This is a genomic window from Brevundimonas sp. BH3, assembly GCF_045345115.1.
GTDB lineage: Bacteria > Pseudomonadota > Alphaproteobacteria > Caulobacterales > Caulobacteraceae > Brevundimonas.
In genome coordinates, this window is record NZ_CP150796.1 from 2,861,655 (window position 1) to 2,885,035 (window position 23,381).

Here is a 23,381-nt window from a genome sequence, read left to right on the forward strand (position 1 = left end):
CACATAAAGATCAAAAGGCGCGGGTGACCCCCGCGCCTTTTTCTTTGCCCGCTGTCCGGTTTAGCCTACCAGATAGGGTATCCCGCCAACACCGCCCGGACAGTTGATGCCCAGAACTCTCACATCGGCCTCGCCCAAACCGATACCCAGCAACTGTAATAACGGATTCAGGACCGCATCCAGCAGATAGCCAATCGGTACCAGAAGCGGAGTTAGCAGGTTCACAATCCAGCCCAGCGGCAATCCCAAAAAGGTAATCTTCATTTCCTTGCCCAGCGTGGCCAGCAGGCTGGAACCAATCTCCTTGGAACGCACGCTCTGCGGTGTTTTGGCGCTGATTTGGGCCTCGGAAAACCGCAATGACTGCCATTTTGTATCGTGGCTTTCGACATTGGCGTAGATTTTCAAGGGCAGCAGCAGCACTTCGGCCAACACCAGTTCCTCGGTGTTGATGCGCTTTTTGAAATTCTGCAAATCACCGGGATTGGTGACATTGCCGACACTCACTCGCAGCAGCCCCGTGCGAGCATCCACATCAACGCGCTTGCTGGGCGCACACTGGATGTCCTTGATCTTGGCCTCTGCCGAAGCGACTTCTGCAAACACTTGCAGGTCAACCGACAACAGTTCATCCACCAGATTTTTCGTCTTGGCACGCACAAAAACACGCGTCTGCGATGTACGGATGACCGGTGTCCCGCCTGCGGAAACCGTCAGCCATGACGAGTCATTCGGACGCTCTCCAATCGCTGCCATGATACGAATATCGGCCAGTATGGCGTTCACATCGCCGTTCAGCGCCAGTTGCCGATTGCTATTGGCTGTTTCCAGACTGGCCACAATCAAGTCCAGAGCCGCCACATCCATATTTAGCGCGCGGCGCAGACCATCGCGGGCATTGGCATCGACACCGACCAGTTGCCCTACCTTGATAGGGACATCCAGACGCGATCCGGTCAGTTGCCCCAGAACAGCCCGCTCACCATCATCGGCAAGTGCGGTGAGAACGCGCAACAACTGTCCGGTCGTCACATCATGTTTGAGCAACTGGTCATAATCACCCGCCTCTACGCCCAGATCGACCGCTAGAGCGTCCGCAAACTGCAGCAGATTCACATCCGCGCCCAGAAGGCGATTATAATCCATCACCGATAGATTGACGTTCGAGCCCAGAAGCGTCCCCAACAGGCCGTTCACCAAACCGCGGTTGAGCCCCAGCAAACGTGAGCCAATCGAAAATACGGCAGTCGGTTTTGCTCCCGGCAGGGCTGCGGTGGCCGTGCGGGTTATCGGTTCCAAATATACCCGCGAAAAATAGTGGAGCCTTGCCCGTGATGGTCACGCGCGCAGCGTTTGGCACTGAACCCCCAACAGTGAAACGATTTTGCGGCTTTATCTTACGTTCGGCCAGATAGACCCCGGTCTGGGTGGTGATGATAATATCCGCGCCCAGATTAGCCTGAGCTGTCGCATTGGCCGCTGCATTAGCTGCAGGCAGGTTACGAGCCGCAGAAAGGGCGGCCAGATCGGCAGCGCCCTGAATCTCTCGTGCCTTTAAGGTCATCGACCCCAGATCAATCGCCAAGGCGGCAAGTACGACAAACAGCACCACAGCCGCCGCACCAATAATGGCTACGCCACCTTGCAGGTCCCGACCAAAGGACCACAACAGATGCCGTAACGCCCTCATCAGTATCCGCCCAGACGCACCACCGCCTCGCGTTTAATCGTTTGCGGAGGCGGCACAGTCAGGCTTCTCAGGGCCATGATAGGATGGTTGCTGATGTCGTAGTCGATTTTGACAGCCACGACCTGTCCGTCGCTTAGAACAACAACATCATTGGCGCTGACGGGGACGCCCATCTGATTTCCGCGTGTCGATACAAAGTCCAGAGCCAATTGCCGACGCTCGGCAGCATCCAGACCGCCCAGAGATGCACGTGCAGATTCATAGGCGAGCGATTGCACCGAGTGGGCCAGCCAGAACCAGCCACCATAGACAATCATGCCGATCATCATAAAAAGCAGGATCGGAGCAATAAGAGCGAATTCAACGGCAATGGAGCCACGCCGTTCGCGTTTGCGACGGTTTACTATTCGAAGCATGGGGGATCACTCCAAATATCATTGTTATGATAAAGCGCCGCTATGCTTGAAGAGTTTCCCAACGAGTTTGGTAAACTGGGGCTTAAGCAGGTTTTCCACCCGATTGATGCCGCCTATCGACTATGTCAGCCTATCGAGGAAGTAGCGTTTAGACTCATCCAATGCTAAGCGCCGCTACATGACGACGCCTCCTATTGAACGCATCCGGAATTTCTCCGTGGTCGCCCACATCGACCATGGCAAATCCACGCTCTCTGACCGCTTGATCCAATTCACCGGCGGGCTGACCGCGCGGGAGATGTCGGAACAGGTTCTCGATAATATGGATATCGAGAAAGAGCGCGGGATTACTATCAAGGCGCAGACCGTGCGCCTGAGCTACAAGGCCAAGGATGGGGAAACCTATATCCTGAACCTGATGGACACGCCGGGCCACGTCGACTTCGCCTATGAAGTCTCGCGCTCGCTGGCGGCATGCGAAGGCTCGATTCTGGTGGTGGATGCCTCGCAGGGCGTCGAAGCCCAGACCCTGGCCAATGTCTATCAGGCGATCGACAACAATCACGAGATTGTGCCGGTCCTCAACAAGATCGACCTGCCCGCTGCCGAGCCCGAGCGCGTAAAGGCCCAGATCGAGGATGTGATCGGGATCGACGCCTCCGAAGCCATTGAATGCTCGGCCAAGTCCGGCATCGGCATCGAGGATGTGTTGGAAGGTATCGTCACCCGTCTGCCCGCCCCCAAGGGCGACATCAACGCCCCGCTGAAGGCCATGCTGGTGGATGCGTGGTACGATCCGTACCTCGGCGTTGTGCTGCTGGTGCGCGTGTTTGACGGCATCCTGAAGGCCGGTATGCGCGTCAAGATGATGCAGTCGGGCACGACCCACCTTGTCGACCGCGTCGGCGTCTTCCTGCCGAAGAACACGCCCGTCGAGGCACTGGGTCCAGGCGAAGTCGGCTTTATCACGGCACAGATCAAGGAAGTGGCGCACGCCGCTGTTGGCGACACCATTACCGACGAGAAGAAACCGACCGCAGAACCGCTGAAGGGCTTTAAGGAAGTCCAGTCGGTAGTGTTCTGCGGCCTGTTCCCTGTCGATGCTGCAGACTTTGACGATCTGCGCTCGGCCATTGCCAAGCTGCGTCTGAACGATGCGTCGTTCACCTATGAAATGGAAAGCTCGGCGGCACTGGGCTTTGGTTTCCGCTGCGGCTTCCTTGGCCTGTTGCACCTCGAAATCATTCAGGAACGCCTGAGCCGCGAGTTCAATCTCGACCTGATCGCGACAGCCCCGTCGGTGGTTTACAAGATCGGTCTGCGCGACGGCACCCATATCGACCTGCACAATCCGGCCGACCTGCCGGATGTCATGCAGATCGACACCATTTCGGAACCGTGGATCAAAGCGACGATCCTGACGCCGGACGAATATCTGGGCGGCGTGATCAAGCTGTGTCAGGACCGTCGTGGCAACCAGATCGAGCTGTCCTATGTCGGCTCGCGCGCTCTGGTCGTCTATGAGCTGCCGCTGAACGAAGTGGTGTTCGACTTCTATGACCGCCTGAAGTCGATCTCCAAGGGCTATGCCTCGTTCGACTACGAGATCACCGACTACAAGGTCGGCGATCTGGTCAAGATGAGCATCCTTGTGAATGCCGAGCCGGTGGACGCCCTGTCGATGCTGGTGCACCGCGCCCGCGCCGAGACCCGTGGCCGTGGCATGGTGGAGAAGATGAAGGAGCTTATCCCTCCGCACATGTTCACCATCCCGATTCAGGCCGCCATCGGGGGCAAGATCATCGCCCGCGAAACCGTGCGCGCTCTGCGTAAGGACGTGACGTCCAAATGCTATGGCGGCGACGCCACCCGCAAGAAGAAGCTGCTCGAGAAGCAGAAGGCGGGCAAGAAGCGCATGCGCCAGTTCGGCAAGGTGGAGATTCCGCAGGAAGCCTTCATCGCCGCCCTTAAGATGGACGAGGATTGATCGGCGTCTGTCGAACGAAATTGAAAAAGCCCCGATCGCAAGGTCGGGGCTTTTTTTTAGTCCTTAGCCCAGACTTGGCGGCGGCTTACGCCCTTGCCGATGGCGCTCCATAAAATGCGCGCGATCCGCATGGGTCGATAACAACAGTGCCAACAACACCCCGATAGCCACTCCCAACAAGGTGTCGACCACACGTTCGCTGGCAATACTAGGGCCCACGCGCCCCGCACTGGCCTGATAGGTCATCAAAAGGGCCATCGGGGTCACAAACATCTGGCCCAGCGCATAGTTGAAGCCGATCAGAACCTCGGTCAAAATCTGTAGCAGAGCCAGAACAGCAATAATGATCCACACACTGGGTTCGGCCTGAAGCAACAGCCACACGCCTAAACTGCCCACCACCGTACCAGCCATCCGTTGGAAAGCCCGATGCAGGGAAAGGTGCAGTTTGGATCCCAATACGACAGCCACCGCCCCCAACGATGCCCATGCGGGATGCGCCATCCCCGCCCACATAGCCACATAGCCGGCTACTGCCGCACTGGCGGTTACGCGGACAGCAACCAGTCCCATATCGCGTGCCGACATGACCGGATCAGCCGGCAGCGAGCACTCGTCATCACCCTTGAAACGAAACACTTCGGTAAGCGCGCACAGCAGTACCGACAACATGGCCACAGCACCTGTCATGATGACACGTCCTGTAGCCTCTTCCGGCGAAGCCGGTGCGGGCATGGCCGCCGTGGCTGCAAACATAAAGATCAACGCACCGGGTGGGCCAAAGCGTCCCTTCAACCCGATAATATAAAAAGCGCCCCCCATCAGGGCCAGCAAGGCCATCATCCCCGCCATGCCCAGCCCCGCTAGAGAGGCCAGCGTCATCAACAGAACCGATGCCGTTTGGCAAACCGCCACCTTGAAAACCGTCCACGTCCGGCGACCCTTGGGCGCAAACCGGCCAAACAGCGCCACCAGTGCCCCCAGACCGGCATAGCCAATCAAGTGCGACCATGCCGAAAGCTGGACTAGAGGTAGGGCAACCAAAACCACCAAAGCGGACTGTATTCCCGCCAAGGTCGAGTTTCGTAAAATAGCCGGACGCGTCACCTGCATACTGTCACGCAAATGCTGTCGCCCCAGTAGGGGCAGCACCAGATGGCGACGACGGATACGGCCCATCATGCCACCCCTCTAATATCGGTGATACGGGCATCGATGCGAGCAAAACAGTCCAACATCACCTGCGCCTCTTCGTCTGACAGGTCGGCCAGTAAAAGCTCCTCGGCCTGCCATAACAGGTTGCGGATATGAGCCACGCGGCCTTCTCCGTCCGGCGTCAGAAAGACCCGCCGCGCTCTCCCATCATTCTGGTCTGGACGACGCTCGATCAGGGACTGGCGCTCCAGAATATCCAGCAAGCGGACAAGACTGGAGGCATCGATCCCAAGTCGGGCGGCCAGATGTTTTTGTGACTGCCCGTCTCCACCTTCACTGAGATGCACCAAGGGGGCCCATGTCGCGTCACTGAGGCCAGCCTCGGCCAATGAGGATTCCACCTCATGGCGCCAGCGACGGGCCAACATGGAAAAGCGGATGCCGATTAGGCGTTTGGGATCGGGAAGAATGATTGCCATATTCGTTATTATAATAATTTGAATGACAATTCAAATTATATGCCTCGTTCATCTAACATGAACATTTGGACAGGAAGCACCCTGTCGCATTGCGGGTAGGAATATGGCGGTTAAGGTTCGCCCAAACTCATTTCGAGGGGAAACCTTATGCGTCGTCTAGCGACTTCTGCCGCTGTTGCGGCCCTTATGGCCGGTCTGGCTCCGGCGGCTCTGGCCCATACGGCGGTGGCTCCGGCTGCGGCCAGCTCTACTCAAGCGCAGGAACTGCGCGGTGCGCCGGTGGCGGACCTGATCGCACGCGTCGACATTCCGTGGAAGCGTTTCCAGCTGGATAACGGCCTGACGGTGCTGGTCAACGAAGACCACAAAGTTCCGGTCGTGGCCGTCAGCGTCTGGTACAATGTGGGCTCGAAAGACGAACCCAAGGGCTCGACCGGCTTTGCCCACCTGTTCGAACACCTGATGTTCGGTGGTTCGGAAAACAGCCCGTCTTCGCACATCCAGACCATGAATGCCGCAGGGGCCACCGCCCTGAATGGCACCACCTGGTTTGATCGCACCAACTATTTCCAGACCGTGCCCACGCCCGCACTGGAATACACGCTGTATCTGGAATCGGACCGCATGGGCCACCTGCTGGGTCAGGTGAGCCAAGAGGTTCTGGACCTGCAACGCGGCGTTGTGCAGAACGAAAAGCGTCAGGGCGACAACCAGCCCTATGGCCTGACCTATTATGCCACGCTGGAAGCCCTGTTCCCAGAGGGCCATCCGTATCGCCACTCGACCATCGGTTCGATGGCCGATCTGGATGCCGCCAGCATGGACACGGTGCGCCAGTGGTTCATCGACAACTATGGCCCGAACAACTCGGTTCTGGTCCTGTCGGGTGACATTACCGAGGCCAAGGCCCGCGAATTGGTGAGCAAGTATTTCGGTGGCATCAAGGCCGGTCCGGTGAATACGCCTGCGGCCGCCGATGTGCCGACACTGGCGGCACCCGTTTCACAGACCCTGCACGACCGTGTGGCGCAGGCCCGTGTCAGCCGCAACTGGGTCACGCCCGGTATGCTGCATGACGATACGGTGCCGCTGAGCGTTGCGGCCTCGGTTCTGGGTGGTCTGAACAGCTCGCGTCTGGACAATGCTCTGGTGCGGGGTGACCAGACGGCGTCGGGCGTTTCGGCGGGCAATCAGGTGTTCCAGCGCGTCAGCATGTTCTCCTATTCGGTGACGGTGAAACCCGGGCAGGACCACGAGGCTGTGGCGGCAAAAATGGATGCCGAATTCAACAGACTGATGGCCGACGGCCCGACGCAGGACGAGATTGACCGCGTGGTGACGCAATATGCGTCGCGCACCATTCAGGGTCTGGAACAGGCCAATGGCAAGGCTTCGGTTCTGGCCGAGGGGCAACTTTATGCCGGTGATCCCGATCACTACAAGAAGCAGCTGGAACGCTATGCGTCTGTGACGCCGCAGCAGGTCAAGGATGCCATGCAGCGCTGGCTGACCCGTCCGGTCTATAGCCAGACCGTGCTGCCGGGCGAGCGCGAGGCCTATGTCGATGCCGCTGCGACGCCGTCGGGCGCAACACCTACACCGGCCGCAGAAATCGTGCGTGTCCAGCGTGATCCGGCACCGGCGATTGGTGACGTCAAGAATGTGGACTTCCCCGACGTGGAACGCGCCACCCTGTCGAACGGTATCGAGGTGGTCTATGTGCACTCGACCGCCGTGCCGGTGACGCGTATCGCAATGGAATTCGATGCCGGTATTGCCGCCGACCGTGCCGACCGTCTGGGTGCGCACACCCTGATGCTGAACGTCATGGAAGAAGGTTCGACTACGCGCGACAGTCTGGCTCTGGCCGAGGCGCAGGAACGTCTGGGTGCAACGCTCGGCTTTGGCTCCAGCATGGACCGCACTGTGGCCAGCCTCAGCAGCGTCAGCACCAATCTGGAGCCGTCGCTGACCCTGTTTGCCGATGTGCTGCGTAATCCGGCCTTTGCGCCTTCGGAAGTCGAGCGTATCCGCGCCCAGCGTCTGGCCCGCCTGGCCAGCGAGAAGACCCAGCCGGCCGCTCTGGCCAGCCGCGCCTTCCCTTCGTTGGTCTATGGCGAAACCCACCCCTATGGCCGCCCGAGCAGCGGTTCGGGCACACCGGAAGTCATCACCGCCCTGACGCGCGAAGATCTGGTCGGCGAGTATCAGGCCTGGATCCGTCCGGACAATGCCAAGCTGTTTGTGGTTTCGGACCTGCCGCTGTCACAGGTGACAGAGCAGCTGAACGCGGCCTTTGGTGACTGGCGTGCACCGTCGTTGGCCAAGGGCGTCAAGGACTTCTCGGCACCGCTGCCGCAGACCTCGGCCCGTATCGTGCTGATCGACCGTCCGCAGTCGCCACAGTCCATCATCATGGGAGGTCAGGTCCTGCCGGTTTCGGGCACTGACGACAATCTGGTGCTGGGTCTGGGCAATACGGTTCTGGGTACGGACTTCATGAGCCGTATCAATGCCGATCTGCGCGAAACCAAGGGCTGGTCCTATGGCGTGCGGGGCAGCATCATGACCTATCAGGGTCGCTCGCCCTATATCGTCAATGCGCCGGTTCAGGCCGACCGCACGGGTGAATCGGTTCAGGCCCTGCTGGACCAGTATAACCGCTTCCTCGGCGGCGAGGGCGTAACGCCGGCAGAACACGAGCGCACCATCAAGGGTGATACCCGCTCGCTGGCCGGTTCGTATGAAACCTCCAATGCCGTGCTGGGTGCCCTACGCTCCAACAGCCTGTATGGCCGCCCCGACAGCTATCAGGAAGGTCTGGCCGCCCGCATCAATGCGACCACGGCCGCGCAGATGGACGCCGCCGTCAAGGCCGCCATCGACCCGACCAAGTTCGTCTGGGTTGTCGTCGGTGACGCCGAAAAGGTGAAGCCGCAACTGGAGGCCCTTGGTCTGCCGGTCGAGGTTCGCGCCATCGACTAAGGAGCTTCAAAGGCTCGATGAATGAAGGGGTCAGCCGCAAGGCTGGCCCCTTTTGCCATCTGCCCCCTTCCCCTTGGCGTGGCATCGTCTATGTGTGGGCCATGGCCGGTCCAGAGACACCACAGGAAGTTTTTAAGCGGGCGCTGGCGCATGCAGCGCGGGCTTTGGCAGAGCAGCCGGAGCTGGAGGTTCACTTTGCCTCGGACGGACCGAAACTGGTCGGCAATGTCCTGACCCTGCCGCACCCGCCGCGTAATCCCAGCGCCATGGAAGAGGCGACCGCGCGCGGTCAGGCCGACCGTATTGCGCTGAAACTGGCCAATCATGATCCCGCTATCGACGCCAAGGCGCGACCGGTGGACCGCACCGCCGCCGAGGTGTTTGACGCGCTGGAACAGGCGCGGGTGGAAACCATTGGCGCGCGCAAGCTGGCCGGTGTGCGCCAAAACCTGCGGGCGGCTCTGGTCAGCCGTCTGGAGCGCACGGGGGCCTTGCGGGCCGAGGCCGACAAGGTGCCGCTGGCCGAGGCCGTGGCCATCATGCTGCGCGAGCGTTTGCTGGGCACACGCGCACCCGATGGTCTGGGCGATATGGTGGATCGCATCCGTATCGATCTGGAAGGTCGGGCGGGCGCACAACTGGACGCTCTGGCCGAAAGTGCCGACGACCAGACCCTGTTTGCGCGTCGTCTGAACGATCTGTTGCGGGCACTGGACCTTGAGGCTTCGTCTGCCGATACACCCGACGAGAGCGAGAACGAGGGTGAGGACGAACCGGACGAGGCCCAGCAGGACGCCCCCGACGAGGACGAGCAGGAAGAGGATGGCGAGGCCGAAGGCGGTCAATCACTGGATGGATCCAGCGACGACCAGAACGCCGAAGACGAGCGCCAGACCCGCCCCGATGGCCGTCCTTCCGATCCCGAAGGCGAGCCGGGCGAGGAAGATCCCGAGCTGAGCGAAGGGGCCATGCCCAATCGCACCGAGAGCGCCGATGATGGCCGCGCGGTCGATTTCTACAAGGCCTTTACCACCGCCTTTGACGAGGTGGTGGATGCCGCCGACCTGTGCGACCCGATGGAGCTGGACCGGCTGCGGGCCATGCTGGATGTGCAACTGGCATCCTTGGGCAGTGTGGTGTCGCGTCTGGCCAACAAGCTGCAACGCCGCCTGATGGCCCAGCAGAACCGTTCGTGGATGTTCGACCTTGAAGAAGGGATGCTGGACACGGCGCGCCTGACCCGCGTGATTACCGATCCGACCAGCCCGCTATCGTTCAAGATGGAGAGCGAAAGCCCGTTCCGCGATACGGTCGTCACGCTGTTGTTGGATAATTCCGGCTCGATGCGCGGCCGTCCAATCATGGTGGCGGCGGTCTGTGCCGATATTCTGGCGCGCACACTGGAACGATGCGGCGTGAAGGTGGAAATCCTCGGCTTTACCACCCGCGCGTGGAAGGGTGGCCAGAGCCGTGAACGCTGGATCAGCGAGGGCAAACCCGCCAATCCCGGTCGCCTGAACGATCTGCGCCACATCATCTACAAGGCCGGTGACGCGCCATGGCGTCGCGCCAAGAAGAACCTTGGCCTGATGATGCGCGAGGGCCTGCTGAAGGAAAATATCGACGGCGAGGCCCTGCAATGGGCGCATGACCGCCTGATGGCCCGCAGCGAGCAGCGCCGTATCCTGATGGTGATTTCCGATGGTTCGCCCGTCGATGATTCCACCCAGTCGGCCAATGCCGCGCTTTATCTAGACAAGCATCTGCGCCATGTCATTGCCGAGATCGAGGACCGTTCGCCGGTCGAGCTTCTGGCCATCGGTATCGGCCACGACGTGACCCGCTGGTACAAGCGCGCCCTGACCATCACCGATGTCGAGCAACTGGCCGGTGCCATGACCGAAAAACTGGCCGAACTGTTCGAGACCAAGACAGTGGCCAGCAAGGCGACGGCGCGGCGCAAGAAGGCGGCATGAACCGCAGGCTTTATCTGGCGGCCCTGTCCTGTCTGGCGCTGGCGGCCTGTGCGGGCGCAGCGATCACCAGCCAGCCGTGGCTGGAGATAGGCCCCGCTTCGCCGTGGCAGAGCACCGAGGTTGATACCCGCATCATCGGTCTTGGCCTGCCACTGGGCAGTCACTTGGCCGAAGGTGTCCGCTTTGCGGGCGGGGTGCAGGTTCTGACCCCCACCCTGTCACCGGTGCGCAGTCTATCGGATTTAAAATTGGTCGGGACAGACGGTTTTGTCGCGGTGTCCGACAAAGGCGAACTGGTGCGAGGCCGGATCGAACTGGATACGGCGGGCCAGTTGATTGGACTGGGCCAATGGCGCAGCCGTCGCTTGACGCTGAACGACGGTCAGCCGATTACCGAAAAGATCGATGGCGATGCCGAGGGGCTGGCCATCTTGGCCAATGGCGATCTGCTGGTCAGTTTCGAGGGCAACCACCGCATCTGGAACTATGGACCGCTGGACGATATGCGCCTGCCCACAAGCGTGGTGCGGCCCGTCTGGCCATTTGGCGGTAATGAAGGGATGGAGGCCTTGGCCTCGTCCGGTTCGAAATGGCGCGTCGGGGGTGAAACTGGCGGCATCTGGGACTGCCACACCGTTTCGGAGCCGACCTGTACGCTGGTGCGTATGCCGCCCGATGAACCACTAAAGGTCAGTGACTATCGCACCACCGGCATGGATCGTGACCCGGATGGTCAGGGCTGGTGGGTCGTGCAGCGTGCCTATACCCCGCCGATGGATATGCGCGCGCGGGTGCGGCGCATGGACGAGGACGGCGCTCTGGGTCCGGTTCTGGTCGAGCTGAAACTGCCCGCCACCACCGATAATTTCGAAGGCATTGCCGCCACGAAACGGGGCGGCAAGACCCGCCTCTATATTCTGTCGGACGATAACGAAAACCCGCTCCAGCGCACGCTGATGCTGGCCTTTGATGTGACGCCCTAGATACGTTCGCTGATCTTGATGGCAGCCTTGCAGCCGACCTTGATGACGCTGCTGAGCAGGCGATAGGCCGGAGCCTCGCGGCTGCCATGGGCAATGGCGTGATCGTGGTGGGCCAGCTCTTCTTCGCGGAACTGGGTCAGTTCGGCAGCAAGGTCAGGATCACGATCGCGGATCTCTTTGATCTGGTCGGCATAGTGTTCTTCGATCACGCTCTCGACGGCCTCGGTGCAGGCATGGGCGGCCTTTTCACCGATGAGGGCGGTCCCTGCGCCCAGCACCGTGGCGGCGATCTTCCACACGGGGATCATCGCGGTGGGGCGGACCTTGTGTTCGTTCAGAAGGGCGTTGAAGCGATCCAGATGGACCTGCTCGTGGCCTTCCATCTCGGTCAGGTCGCCGGTGATCTGCTCCATGCCCTTACGGTCGCCCAGAATGGCGCGTTGGGCGCGATAGATGTGGACGGCCGCAAACTCGCCCGCATGATCCACGCGCAGCATCTCGGCCATACGGCGCTGCGGCGCACCCGGTCCCGGACGCGGCAAGGGCACGCGGCGGGCATCGGCTATGCTGTCAGGGGTCTGGGTCATCGGGACACTCTCTACGCCTTTGGCCTAGTTTCTGGGGGCGCGGGCGTCTTTGGGACGCTTGGCCGCCAGCAGGCTCAAGACCGACAGTAGCACCAGTGCGATGAAATTCCATGCCGCCATCGACAGGCCCATAAAGCTCCATGCGATATCGCCACACGAGATGATCGGATCAATCTCGACCGTACCGTTCAGGATACCGGCAAGGTTGCCATAATCGATATCGGCAGGATTTCCCGCCATGCAGGTGGCCGGAAGCGCCCACCAGCCCTGTTCGCCACCGGCATGGAAGCCCGCCGTAATGGCCCCTGTAATAAAGACCAGAGCCAGCACAAAGGCGGCCAGTCGCGGCGTGCCGCGTCGCGAACGGCTGATCAGGTGCCAGGCAGTAGCTGCCCCCGATACGGCCAGAGCCGCCCAGTAGACCTCGCGTTGCTTGAGGCACAGATTGCACGGATCAAGCCCGCCAAAGCGTTCGAACGCATGGGCGGCAGCCAGCATGGCGGCTGAGATCACAAAGGCGAACACCGTCCACCAGCGCATCAGAATGGAATAAAGGCGCTTCATGGCGGACAGTCTTAGACGGCTATTTTCATGCCGTCATCCATCTTGCATCAGTGCAGGAATTTCACAGCCACCAGCCCCGCGACCATCACAATCAGGAACAGCACGGTGAACAGGGCCAGACGGCGTTCCACAATCTTGAGCATGGGCGGCCCCCAACGCTTTAGAACAAAGGCGACAAGGAAGAACCGCGCCGAGCGGGTCAGCGCACTGAGGATCAGGAACAAGGCCAGATTAAACTGGAAGACACCGGCCGAAATGGTGATCAGCTTATAGGGAATGGGGGTTGCCCCCTTGATGATGATCACCCACGCGCCGTATTTCTGGAACAGGGCCTTGGAGGCCTCGAACGTATCGGCCTTGCCCAGTGTCGACAGGATGGCCATGCCCACAGGCTCCAGAAAATAGCCGATGGCATAGCCTAACAAACCGCCCAAAACCGAAGCGATGGTGCAGACCGTGGCATAGAAATAGGCGCGGTCCGGCTTGGCCAGCACCATCGGGGCCAGCATCACATCGGGCGGGATCGGAAAGAACGAGCTTTCGGCAAAGGACACCACGGCCAGTGAACGCGTGGCGTGGCGGTGGCGGGCCAGCGAGAACACCCAGTCATAAAGCTTACGCAGCATGGAAACTCCGGCAGGCCTGTTGCGCCGCACTTATATCTCTCCATAGCAAGAGCCATGCATCAGAGCGAGGCGACGATACGTCCCGTCCGCGTCAAACCATACTCTTGTCGCCGACGCGCCATCGGCATAGCTTTGCTTTTGTCCGGTGTGTCCGGATTACGCGCCGCCTGTGCGGTCTTTGTCTTTCGAGCCTGTCATGCCTGTTAAAGCCCCGCACTGGTTTCCGTGGTTAAGCCCGCTCTGTGCCGCACTTGGGGCATGGCTTTTGGGAGTGCAGGTTCTACAGGGCAGTTTCTGGGTGATTATGGCGGTAGCGCTGGGCTGTGCCCTTGTGCCGTTTGCGGTGTTCCATCTGGCCTGTCGTCTGCGTCACAAATCCGGCAGCGAAGCCCACAACGGGTGACAAAGCGCTGTCTGCGCCGTATGGCCGAATAAGGTAGCGGAGGGACAGGTTATGCAACATTCGGCTTTGGGGTTTGCGCGAGCGATCGCTTTCGGGGTTTTGGCGGCGCTGGCTGCGGGGCAGGTTCAAGCACAGGACGCGGCACCGCAAGGGCAATGGGCGTTGGCCTTGCATGGCGGGGCCGGTGTGATCGAGCGCGCCAGCCTGTCTCCCGAACGCGACGCGCTTTACCGTCAGGGTCTGCAACAGGCGCTGGAAGCCGGACAGACTGTGCTAGCAGCGGGCGGATCGGCGCTGGATGCGGTCGAGGCCACGGTACGGGTACTGGAAGACAATCCGCTGTTCAATGCCGGTAAGGGCGCGGTCTTTACCTCGGCAGGCAAGAACGAACTGGACGCCGCCATTATGGACGGCACCAATCTGAATGCAGCCTCGGTGGCGGGTCTGACACGCACGCGCAATCCGGTGCGGGCAGCCCGCGCGGTGCTGGAACAGTCGCCGCACGTCATGTTGATTGGCGAGGGGGCCGAAACCTTTGCCGCCTCGGTCGGGTTGGAGCAGGTGGCACCGGCCTATTACTTCACCGAAAGCCGCTGGCAGGCGCTGGAGAAAGCCCTGCGTGATCGGGGCGAGCCGATCCTTGCACGTCCCGAAGGGGTACCACCTGCGCCGTTGAGAGCAGGTCCGGCGGCACCTCTGGCCTTCAACCTGCATGAAGCGCCGCTGGATGAACGCAAGTTCGGCACGGTCGGGGCGGTGGCTCTGGACCAGAGCGGACGCATCGCGGCGGCGACTTCGACGGGCGGCACCACGGGCAAGCGCTGGGGTCGTGTGGGGGATGTGCCGGTGATCGGCGCGGGCACCTATGCCTCCAATGCCGACGGCTGCGCTGTATCGGCAACGGGTGCGGGCGAGTATTTCATTCGCGCCACCGTGGCCCGCGATATCTGCCACGGCACGGCGGGCGGCCAGTCGCTGCAAGCGGCAGCCGAGGCCGAGATTGCCGAGGTCGGGCGTCTGGGCGGTGATGGCGGCGTGATTGCGGTTGCCCCCGATGGCACAGTCGCCTTTGCCATGAACACCTCGGGTATGTATCGCGCCACGGTGTCCAGCACGTCTGCGCCCCGCGTGGCCATCTATGCCGACGAAGAGAAATAAATGACCGATCCGCGCACCTCGCCCGGCGTGAAATTTCCGCCGCCTCTGGTTTTTCTTATGTTCCTGCTGGCAGGATGGGGGATCGAGCAGGTCGGCCCTGATTTTACACTGGGCCTGACCGAGGGGCTCAGGCGCGGACTGGCCATCGTCCTGATCGTGGTGGGTCTGGGGTTTGACGGTCTGGCAGCGGGGCAGATGCGCCGCCACCAGACGGCGGTCGAGCCGTGGAAGGGGGCGTCCAACCTTTTGACCGGCGGGCTGTTCGCCTATACGCGCAACCCGATCTATCTGGGTTTTGCCCTGACCTATCTGGGCTTTGCCTTAGCGATGGATTCGCCGGTGGCTGTGGGTCTTGTGGTCCCGTGCCTGATTGTGATCGACCGCTTTGTCATTCCCCGCGAAGAGGCCCATTTGGCGGCCGTCTTCGGGGCGGCCTATGAGGCCTATCGTCAAAAGGTGCGCCGCTGGATCTGACAGGACGTTTCCACAAACGTGGGTCACGCCCTATATGGGCCGCATGACTACTGAAAACGAACTGTCGGAAATGGCTCTGGAAGAGCTGGATGCGGCGTGCAGCCTGCATTTTGCCGAGATGAAAAAGATCACTCCGTGGGGTGACACCTATGAGGCGATGGCCCCCTCTGGCCGTGAGGTCGAGGTAGAGCGCCGCTATCTGTGGGAGAACGGCCAGCCGGGTGGCGGGATCGTTATCGAGGTCGAGGTGCGGGACCCTGCCCTGCAGACAGGAGCCGAAGCCCGCGCGGTCATCGGTCCTCCGCAAGCCTGATCATCACATCTTGCGTGAGCGGCATGGGGGCCATTTTCAAACCACCCTTGTCTCGACTAGCTTCGATTCATGAAACTCGCTTCGCTCAAGCATGGCCGCGATGGCCGCCTCGTCGTCGTCTCCAATGACCTAAACTGGTTCACGGACGCCTTTCTGATTGCCCCGACGCTTCAGGCAGCGCTGGATGACTGGGAGCGTTGCGAGCCGCAACTGCGTGCTCTGGCCACCAGCCTCGAAAACGAAGCGGTGCCGCGTGGCCGCTTCCACGAACGCGAAGCGGCGGCCCCCTTGCCGCGCGCTTATCAATGGGCGGATGGTTCGGCCTATGTGAACCATGTCGAACTGGTCCGAAAAGCGCGTAATGCCGAGATGCCGCAGACCTTCTGGACCGATCCTCTGATGTATCAGGGTGGCTCGGACGGCTTCCTGTCGCCACGCGATATGGTACCGCTGAAGGACGAAGCCTGGGGCTGTGACCTCGAAGCCGAGATCGTGGTCGTGACCGGCGATGTACCACTGGGGGCCAGCCGCGAGGAAGCCCTGGGCGCGATCCGGCTGGTTGGTCTGGTCAATGATGTGTCGTTGCGCAACCTGATCCCCGCCGAACTGGCCAAGGGTTTCGGCTTTGTTCAGTCCAAGCCCGCCAGCGCCCTGTCACCCGTCTTCGTCACGCCCGACGCACTGGGGGATCGCTTCAAGGACGGCAAGCTGCATGGTCCGCTTCTGGTCAGCATCAATGACCAGTCCTTCGGCAAGGCCGATGCCGGTGTGGACATGACCTTCGACTTTGGCACTCTGATCGCGCATCTGGCTAAGACCCGCGCCCTGTGTGCCGGTACCATCATCGGTTCGGGCACCGTGTCCAACAAGGATGCGGATGGCGGCCCCGGCAAACCGGTCAGCGAAGGCGGTCTGGGTTATAGCTGCATCGCCGAAGTGCGGATGGTCGAAACCATCCAGAAGGGTGCGCCGGAAACCGGCTTCCTGAAATATGGCGATGTCGTCCGCATCGAGATGCTGGATGAAAACCACCACTCGATTTTCGGGGCCATAGAGCAAACCGTCACCAAGGTTTGAGCCCGAAGCGAGCAGCATCCAAAACGCCGCCTGTCACGGGCGGCGTTTTTTCTTTTCGTCTTTGTTTATTTAGCGTTGACCACAGCGAAGCCATCGCTAGATTGCGCCTCCTTCCCAGACCGTGCCGGTGTGGTGGAATTGGTAGACGCGCCGGACTCAAAATCCGGTTCCGCAAGGAGTGTCGGTTCGAGTCCGACCACCGGCACCACTGTTTTCCCTAAAATACAGATTTAATCAGGCGGTCGCTTCGCTGCGCGACGCTGCGTGATTCAACGCCCCGTTTCGGCGTCCTTTTCACGCTCAATATATTAGATATTGCTAATTTAGAATAATTGAATATATTGCAGCCATGACCGATAGTTTCCCTACCGCTCTCGACAAGTTCGAAGCCCGCGCGGGCGAAGCCGCCGCCATGCTGAAATGCCTGTCCAACCCCCACCGTCTGCTGGTGCTGTGCCAGCTAGGCGATGGCGAGATGCAGGTGTCGGAACTGCAACAGCATATCGGCCTGTCCCAGTCCGCGCTGTCGCAACATCTGGCCCGTCTGCGTGAAGACGCGCTGGTGTCTGCACGTCGCGAGGGGACGGCTGTTTTCTACCGCATCGAAAATCCGGCCGTGGCCAAGATCATTGCCACACTGGCCGACATCTATTGCCCGCCCGAGGAATAATCATGAGCAAACTCACCCCCCTTTCTCCCGCCCAGCTTTCGGACATGATGGCCAAGGGCATGGTGGAACTGGTCGATGTTCGCGAGGCCGACGAATATGCCCGCGAGCATATTGCCGGAGCCCGCAGCCAGCCGCTGTCGGCCCTGCCCGATGCGCTTGCGCGCACGGACAAGACCCTTGTTTTCACCTGTCGCTCGGGGAACCGCACCGGCGCCAATACCGAGCGTCTGGCCGCTTGCGCCTGCGTACCGGCCTATGTGCTCCAAGGCGGCGTGGACGGCTGGAAGAAGGCCGGTTTCGCCACCCGTATCGACAAGTCCAAGCCCATCGACATGATGCGTCAGGTCCAGATGATTGCCGGTGGCCTGATCTTGCTGGGTGTGCTGTTGGGTACGCTGGTCCATCCGGCATTCTATGGCCTGAGTGCCTTTGTCGGGGCGGGTCTGTTTGTGGCGGGCAGCACCGGATTTTGTGGCATGGCCCGCATTCTGGCCTATGCCCCATGGAACCGCAGGAAAGCCTAAACTCAAAACATAAAAAAGGCGGTGCCGGATTTGCACCGCCTTTTCCTTGCGTTTGTAAAACCTAGAATAGCTGCACGACGAGATCCTCCAGCGGTTCCAGAACTGGAGAGAAGACCGGTAGATCAACCTGTTGACTAAAGACCGGCGAGAAGGCCGTCCCTGTTGCATCAAGAACATTCTCGACTGCATCCGTCAGCCACTGGCCATCATCGTCATCCAGCAGGCTGTCAACCAGTTCGTTCAACGGCAGTTGGTCGGCCGAGAAGCCAAGACTTCCCAACAGCCCATCCAGGCCCCCCTGCACATCGCCGACCAAACCATCAACTAGCGAGGCATCCCGCCCGCCATCCAGCAGATGACCCATCAGGTCGGGCAGATGGTCCAGATTGACGCTTTCCAGATGGGCCTGAACACGCGCACCAAAATCGGCCAGCATCTCCGCCTTGTCTGCAAAACGTGTCGCCAGCTCGGCCTGAACATCGACGACAAAGCCCGAGATCAACTCGGCATCCAGTTGGTCACGCGCCGACTGCATCCAGTCTTCCAATGGTGTTCCCGCAAACGCATTGTCCAGATGGGCCTGAACCTGACCGACGAAGTCTGCGATGTGACCATCGGTGAGACCGTTCTCCAGATGGGCTTGCAGGCTGTCGGCAAAGTCACGAACCACAGTCCCGTCAAGGCTGTTGCCAACCAGGTCGGCCAAGTCGTCAAGCGGTAGCGCCTCCAGACCATCCGTGCCGCCCAGCCATTCGGTAGCCCCCAGCAGACCGAACAGTCCCGCACCGCCCTGGGGACCGCCTATGGTGGTCAGAAGGTTGGCGTTCAGGAACGACCCGATCAGGGCGCTGCTGCTTTCACCCCAGACATCCTGTGCTGTCAGGTTCATAGCGTTCAGCAGACCAACACTGAGCAGCGAACTGGAGAGCAGGCCCCCTTGCAGATCGACTACATGGACCGACTGCAGGAAGGCATTGATCTCGGCATTGTCCAACGGCTCGCCCGTGGTCGAGAAAATCTCGATCTTGGCTCTCGGGGCGATCAGGCCCAGCACGCCTTCGGACTGCGTGACACGCACCTCATAGCCCAGAGCGGTGGCCATGGCCTGATCATAGGCGAAGCTGAGCGGTGTGAGATTGACCGCCAGCAAGGGCGCATATTCTAGCGTGACGCGGGCCAGATTATTGTCGGCATCGGCCACCAGCAGGTCCTGACTGTCCAGCTTGTAGCCCAGCAGGTTACCCCCCAGAATACCCAAGGTGTTCTCGGCGGCGGCACCGACCGTCGGCACCGTATTGCCCGCCGCCGAGCCGACGGCATCATCATCCACCGTGACCGAGCTATTGCCGCGATCGCCGTCACCATCCACCACAGTGCCGCCGATCTGCAGATCGCCATGGCTGGCCGGATTGGCCGAGGTCTTGGCATCCACCAGCAGTTTGTTGTTGGCCAACAGGTCGTTGATGATCGCGATGTCGCTATCAAACCCTGCGGTCAAATCCACACCCTTGAGCAGGATGCGCTGGTCGGTGGCAGCCGCATTGGTGGCACTGAAGCCTCCAGCAAAGCCGCCGGTAGTGGAGATATGGATAACCGTGCCATCGGCGGTTTTCTCGAAATGCAGATAGTTGGCGAGATTACCGGCACTGTTGCCCACGCGACCTTCACCTTGCAGCAAGTCACCGAGGTCAAGAACGTCGCCCTGTTGGCCTATACCCGCACTGTTGAAGTCGAGAATGGTATCCAGAGGCACGCTGCCGGCATTGGCCTGATCGCCGCGCTCGAAGCGGAAAATATCGACGCCTGCCCCGCCGGTCAGGGTATCGGCACCCGTGCCGCCGATCAGGATGTCATTGCCGTCACCGCCCAGCAGCGTGTCATTACCGGAACCGCCGCGCAGGATGTCACGGCCCGCGCCGCCTTCCAGACGATCATCGCCGCCATAGCCATAGATGCGGTTATCCAGAGCGTTGCTACCCGAGAGCGTCTCGGCAGTGTCGCTACCACTGATGAACTGTGCCGGCAGACTGGTACCGATCACGCCGCCGCCGACCGCAACATCGGCCAGAGTGAAGTCATTGATCTGGACCAGATTGCCTTGTGCATCCGTAGCCTTGATGCTGAAGGTGGACGCCAGATCGACCGCCAATAGGCCGCCACCCATGGTCAGGGCGCCGAGGAACTCGTTGAGTTTCCAGTTGTCCAGCGTCCCGCCATTCGTCGCTTCAATGCGAATGGTGTGGTGGGCCAGCAGCAGCGGTGAGTAGCTCACCTCGACAACATCAATGCCCAACTCGGCGGCAAGCTTGGTGTCATAGACGAATTTTCCGCCACCCAGCCCGACCAAGGCATTATAGCTCAGCTCGATAGATTGAAGGTCATTGTCGAGATCAGAAGCTGTAAAGAGTTGGTCTTTTTCAAGCTTGATCACATCCAGCACATTCGCGTCCACAAGACCCAGCAGACCACCGGGCTTGCCCATGCTGGCAAAAGGATCATTGTCAGCCACAGGTTGAGCCTCGCGGCCCGTGACCGTCACATTATAGGCCCCTGTGGCCATATCGATCTGGACGGTTTCGCCACGGATGGTGGTGACCGTCAGGGTCTGGCCTTCGAAACTATGTGACAGGACCGTGCTGGAAGATCCCGAAACGGCCACCGTTCCGCTTTGGGGCGCGTAGGTGAAGGTCAGGCCATCCACCGTAACCGTTTCCATATGGCCGCCATCCAGTCCCATATCGGTGACCAGAGTGCCGCTCAAAAGGCCCGGTTGGGTCGGAGACAGTGTCATCGGTGCAGCCACTGTAGGCATGCCGTCGGCGACATTGACATTGATCGCGCCGGTGGCCGTGTCCGCACCATCGGTAACCGTCACCGTAATGGGCAGGGTAATATTCGCCGCTCCGGATGGATGGTCGATACCATCAGCCAGTTCCACGCGATAACTGCCATCCGCTGCGATCGATACCGTCAGGACCGTGCGACCACCGGCGACACCGATCAGATCACCATTATTGGCCGTCTGCCAGCTGATGGTCTCGCCGCGCGAGGTAAAGCTCGCGGTCGGCCCGCTGAGGGTGATGGTGGCATTGGCCGTGGCGTCGGTAATGGCAATCTGGCCGGTTGCGGCAATGGAAGCATCCATCTCGCTGACCGCCGCAATCGAAGCGCCGACATCCAGCGCCACAGCGTCGATTTCAAAACCCGCGCTGGTCGATGGCGACGGATTGCCCGCCGGATCGCGCAGTTCGGCGGTTACGACATAATCTCCATCGCCAAAATCGCTACCCAGAGCAATGGTGACCTTGCCTGCTGTAATGTCCGCGGCGGACAAGGTGTGGGTGATCTCCTGCTGGCTGCCGCCGACGGTGAGGGTCAGCACAACCGTATCGCCCGCCGATGCGCCCTGTGGCAGCCCGACCTCTGCGTCCAGACCCGCCGCCAGTTCAGCCCCCGTCACGACGCCATCATCCGCCCCCGAAATGCTCAGTGTCGGGGCCTGTGTCGAAGGGGGAACCAGATCGAGCGCGTAGTCGCGTGTGCCGGTGCCTTCACGCGCTATGCCGTCATTATCGGTAATATCGGCCTTAACGTACAGCGTGCCGCCCGTCAGGTCAGAACCGCGAACAGACACAGACCATGTGCCATCCGCAGCGATCTGGCCGCGATAGGTGGTGCCGTTTGCCTCGATCTCGACAGTGCCGCCGGGTCGGAAGCCCCCGACCCTGGCGACGCTGCCGGTCAGTGTGACCGAGCCTTGCGACTCGGCAATATTCACAACGTCATCGCCAGCGATGGCCGCGATACTAACCACCACCCCATCTGGCCCAACATTGCCGCCGGGAACGACATCGAAGTCAAAGCTGGCGGAGGGCAGAGAACTTTCACCCGAAGGAGACAACACGACGGCACTGGCGCTGTAGCTACCGTGGGCCAGATTGTCGGGCAGAATCACGGTGACCTGACCGGCCGCGATATCGGCAGCTGTCAGAACATGCTCGACCGAGGGGCCACCGTCGATGGTAACAACAACCTTGCCGCCGACCTCGGCCCCTTTGCCAAAGCGCACGACAGTCTGGATACCGTCAGCGATTTCGGCATCATCGATACCATCAACCGCTTCGGGAATGGTCAGGGTCGGTGCGTCGATGTCTCTGCCATCAGGGGTCAGGTCCGGGGCCATGGCCGAAGCATCGGGGGACACATTGCCCGCATCGTCGGTCAGGGTGACTTTCAGCGTTTCACCGTCCACCTGAGCCGGTTGCAAGGTGATGCTGAACGTACCGTCTGCGCCCACCTCGGCGGTACCCAGCAGGGTGCCGTCCGGGGCATAGACCTTGGCGGTGGTATCGGGTTCGCCGGTGCCGGTCAGAACAGTGCCGTCATCATTGACGTCCAGATTGCTTGCGGCTGCGGGTGCGGTAAGGTCGGGGGCCGTAGCATCGGCAGGGCCGGAGATATTGCCCGCCGGATCGGTGGCGGTGACCGTCACCTTTTCATTATTGATAAGTGGCGGGCTGAGCGTGACTTCGAAGCGACCGTCACTGCCGGTCGTGCCTGTACCGATCACCTTGCCCGAGGCATCGCGGACCGTAATGGTTGATCCGGCCTCGGCAGTACCACCAAGCTTGCTGCCATCAGGGCTGAATTGCAGATTGCCCGGCGCTGCGGGCGCGGTCGTGTCGGGCAATTCCGGCGGGGTAGGGTCATTATCGTCGTCATTGACGAGGTTATAGACGGCCCCCGCAATACCCAGACCGGCAATGGCGGCCAGGGCGGCACCGACACCGCCACCGGCCAGAGCCGCCATTGCATCTCCGCCCTCGCCGTGGGTCAGCCCTTCAAATGGAGACGGTTCCAGCACACCGGTCGAATAGACAGGCATCGGGCCATCGGTGATAGCCCGTGATGTTTCCATCATTACCAGACCACCTTCATTATCCATAAGCAGAAGCTGGCGCGGCTCGAAGCCCTCATAGAAACCGACCAGACGCATAACCTCTCCGTCCGGCCCGACCACGATCAGATCTTCACCTTCACGCACCATGCTGGCGACGGTTCCCGCATACATACGCAGGTAGATTCTCTCGGCTGCGGTAACGTCGATTCGGCCAGTGGTTTCGATTGTGCCTACTTGGGATACGGGTTGGTTTGCAGCTGCCAGTTTGGCTTCTACGGTCATGGCTTTCGCAGTGGGGGTCTGCATCGAGCGCTCCATTAACAGTCTAAAAACGGCCCTATTACAGGCATGCTAGAGCGATAAACTTTACCGAACGCCGATACGTTGCTGCGTACAACTACTAGGTACTTCTCC

General features: G+C 60.7%; 20 protein-coding genes and 1 tRNA gene. 12 read left to right on the plus strand and 9 right to left on the minus strand.

Annotated features, from left to right (window positions below; all coding sequences use genetic code 11):
• Positions 1-60: 60 nt before the first annotated feature.
• Genes WEU32_RS13935 through WEU32_RS13945 form a run of 3 tightly spaced genes read right to left on the minus strand, consistent with a single transcriptional unit; the run spans position 61 to position 2,106 of the window.
• Complete coding sequence (locus tag WEU32_RS13935; protein ID WP_406852310.1) at positions 61-1,185, minus strand: hypothetical protein; 1,125 nt, start codon at positions 1,183-1,185, stop codon at positions 61-63.
• Positions 1,136-1,669: a TadG family pilus assembly protein gene (locus WEU32_RS13940; RefSeq protein ID WP_406852311.1), complete on the minus strand. Its 534-nt coding sequence runs from the start codon at positions 1,667-1,669 to the stop codon at positions 1,136-1,138. The genes WEU32_RS13935 and WEU32_RS13940 overlap by 50 nt, the downstream gene beginning before the upstream one ends.
• 20 nt (positions 1,670-1,689) lie before the next feature.
• A complete protein-coding gene (locus tag WEU32_RS13945; protein ID WP_406852312.1) occupies positions 1,690-2,106 on the minus strand; it encodes a TadE/TadG family type IV pilus assembly protein in 417 nt (138 codons plus the stop codon).
• Positions 2,107-2,284: 178 nt separating this feature from the next.
• Between WEU32_RS13945 and lepA the strand changes: the two genes are divergently transcribed.
• Positions 2,285-4,093, plus strand: a complete 1,809-nt coding sequence (gene lepA / locus WEU32_RS13950) for a translation elongation factor 4 (protein WP_406852313.1) — start codon at positions 2,285-2,287, stop codon at positions 4,091-4,093.
• Positions 4,094-4,156: 63 nt separating this feature from the next.
• Here the strand turns inward: lepA and WEU32_RS13955 are convergent, their stop codons facing one another.
• Entirely contained in the window at positions 4,157-5,275 is a 1,119-nt protein-coding gene (locus tag WEU32_RS13955; RefSeq protein ID WP_406852314.1) for an FUSC family protein, read from the minus strand.
• Positions 5,272-5,727 (minus strand): MarR family winged helix-turn-helix transcriptional regulator, encoded by a 456-nt coding sequence (locus WEU32_RS13960; protein WP_406852315.1) that lies wholly within the window; start codon positions 5,725-5,727, stop codon positions 5,272-5,274. The genes WEU32_RS13955 and WEU32_RS13960 overlap by 4 nt, the downstream gene beginning before the upstream one ends.
• Positions 5,728-5,874: 147 nt before the next feature.
• Here WEU32_RS13960 and WEU32_RS13965 point away from each other — a divergent pair, with 147 nt between their 5' ends.
• From WEU32_RS13965 to WEU32_RS13975, 3 genes are all read left to right on the plus strand, one after another.
• Entirely contained in the window at positions 5,875-8,712 is a 2,838-nt protein-coding gene (locus WEU32_RS13965; protein WP_406852316.1) for a M16 family metallopeptidase, read from the plus strand.
• 101 nt (positions 8,713-8,813) lie between these two features.
• A complete protein-coding gene (gene cobT / locus WEU32_RS13970; RefSeq protein ID WP_406853461.1) occupies positions 8,814-10,688 on the plus strand; it encodes a cobaltochelatase subunit CobT in 1,875 nt (624 codons plus the stop codon).
• Positions 10,685-11,671 carry an esterase-like activity of phytase family protein gene (locus WEU32_RS13975; protein ID WP_406852317.1) on the plus strand — a complete coding sequence of 329 codons (987 nt, stop codon included), beginning with the start codon at positions 10,685-10,687 and terminating at the stop codon, positions 11,669-11,671. Before cobT ends, WEU32_RS13975 begins: the two co-directional genes overlap by 4 nt.
• Here the strand turns inward: WEU32_RS13975 and WEU32_RS13980 are convergent.
• Genes WEU32_RS13980 through WEU32_RS13990 form a run of 3 tightly spaced genes read right to left on the minus strand, consistent with a single transcriptional unit; the run spans position 11,668 to position 13,448 of the window.
• A complete protein-coding gene (locus WEU32_RS13980; protein ID WP_406852318.1) occupies positions 11,668-12,258 on the minus strand; it encodes a demethoxyubiquinone hydroxylase family protein in 591 nt (196 codons plus the stop codon). The genes WEU32_RS13975 and WEU32_RS13980 overlap by 4 nt on opposite strands.
• A gap of 24 nt (positions 12,259-12,282) precedes the next feature.
• Entirely contained in the window at positions 12,283-12,822 is a 540-nt protein-coding gene (locus WEU32_RS13985) for a disulfide bond formation protein B (RefSeq protein WP_406852319.1), read from the minus strand.
• 47 nt (positions 12,823-12,869) lie between these two features.
• Positions 12,870-13,448, minus strand: a complete 579-nt coding sequence (locus tag WEU32_RS13990) for a YqaA family protein (protein ID WP_312139237.1) — start codon at positions 13,446-13,448, stop codon at positions 12,870-12,872.
• Between the two features lie 196 nt (positions 13,449-13,644).
• Between WEU32_RS13990 and WEU32_RS13995 the strand changes: the two genes are divergently transcribed.
• The 8 genes from WEU32_RS13995 to WEU32_RS14030 all read left to right on the plus strand — a co-directional run bounded on the left by WEU32_RS13995 (position 13,645) and on the right by WEU32_RS14030 (position 18,067).
• On the plus strand, positions 13,645-13,851 hold the full coding sequence (locus tag WEU32_RS13995) for a hypothetical protein (protein ID WP_312139238.1): 207 nt from the start codon (positions 13,645-13,647) through the stop codon (positions 13,849-13,851).
• A 51-nt stretch (positions 13,852-13,902) separates the two neighbouring features.
• Positions 13,903-15,009: an isoaspartyl peptidase/L-asparaginase family protein gene (locus tag WEU32_RS14000; protein ID WP_406852320.1), complete on the plus strand. Its 1,107-nt coding sequence runs from the start codon at positions 13,903-13,905 to the stop codon at positions 15,007-15,009.
• Positions 15,010-15,483, plus strand: a complete 474-nt coding sequence (locus WEU32_RS14005; RefSeq protein WP_406852321.1) for a methyltransferase family protein — start codon at positions 15,010-15,012, stop codon at positions 15,481-15,483.
• 43 nt (positions 15,484-15,526) lie between these two features.
• A complete protein-coding gene (locus tag WEU32_RS14010) occupies positions 15,527-15,796 on the plus strand; it encodes a hypothetical protein (protein WP_312139243.1) in 270 nt (89 codons plus the stop codon).
• Between the two features lie 69 nt (positions 15,797-15,865).
• On the plus strand, positions 15,866-16,873 hold the full coding sequence (locus tag WEU32_RS14015) for a fumarylacetoacetate hydrolase family protein (protein ID WP_406852322.1): 1,008 nt from the start codon (positions 15,866-15,868) through the stop codon (positions 16,871-16,873).
• A gap of 123 nt (positions 16,874-16,996) precedes the next feature.
• Positions 16,997-17,081, plus strand: a tRNA-Leu gene (locus WEU32_RS14020).
• A 141-nt stretch (positions 17,082-17,222) separates the two neighbouring features.
• A complete protein-coding gene (locus WEU32_RS14025; protein ID WP_406852323.1) occupies positions 17,223-17,543 on the plus strand; it encodes an ArsR/SmtB family transcription factor in 321 nt (106 codons plus the stop codon).
• A gap of 2 nt (positions 17,544-17,545) precedes the next feature.
• A complete protein-coding gene (locus tag WEU32_RS14030; protein WP_406852324.1) occupies positions 17,546-18,067 on the plus strand; it encodes a rhodanese-like domain-containing protein in 522 nt (173 codons plus the stop codon).
• A 61-nt stretch (positions 18,068-18,128) separates the two neighbouring features.
• Here the strand turns inward: WEU32_RS14030 and WEU32_RS14035 are convergent, their stop codons facing one another.
• Positions 18,129-23,273 carry an Ig-like domain-containing protein gene (locus WEU32_RS14035; protein WP_406852325.1) on the minus strand — a complete coding sequence of 1,715 codons (5,145 nt, stop codon included), beginning with the start codon at positions 23,271-23,273 and terminating at the stop codon, positions 18,129-18,131.
• Positions 23,274-23,381: the final 108 nt, after the last annotated feature.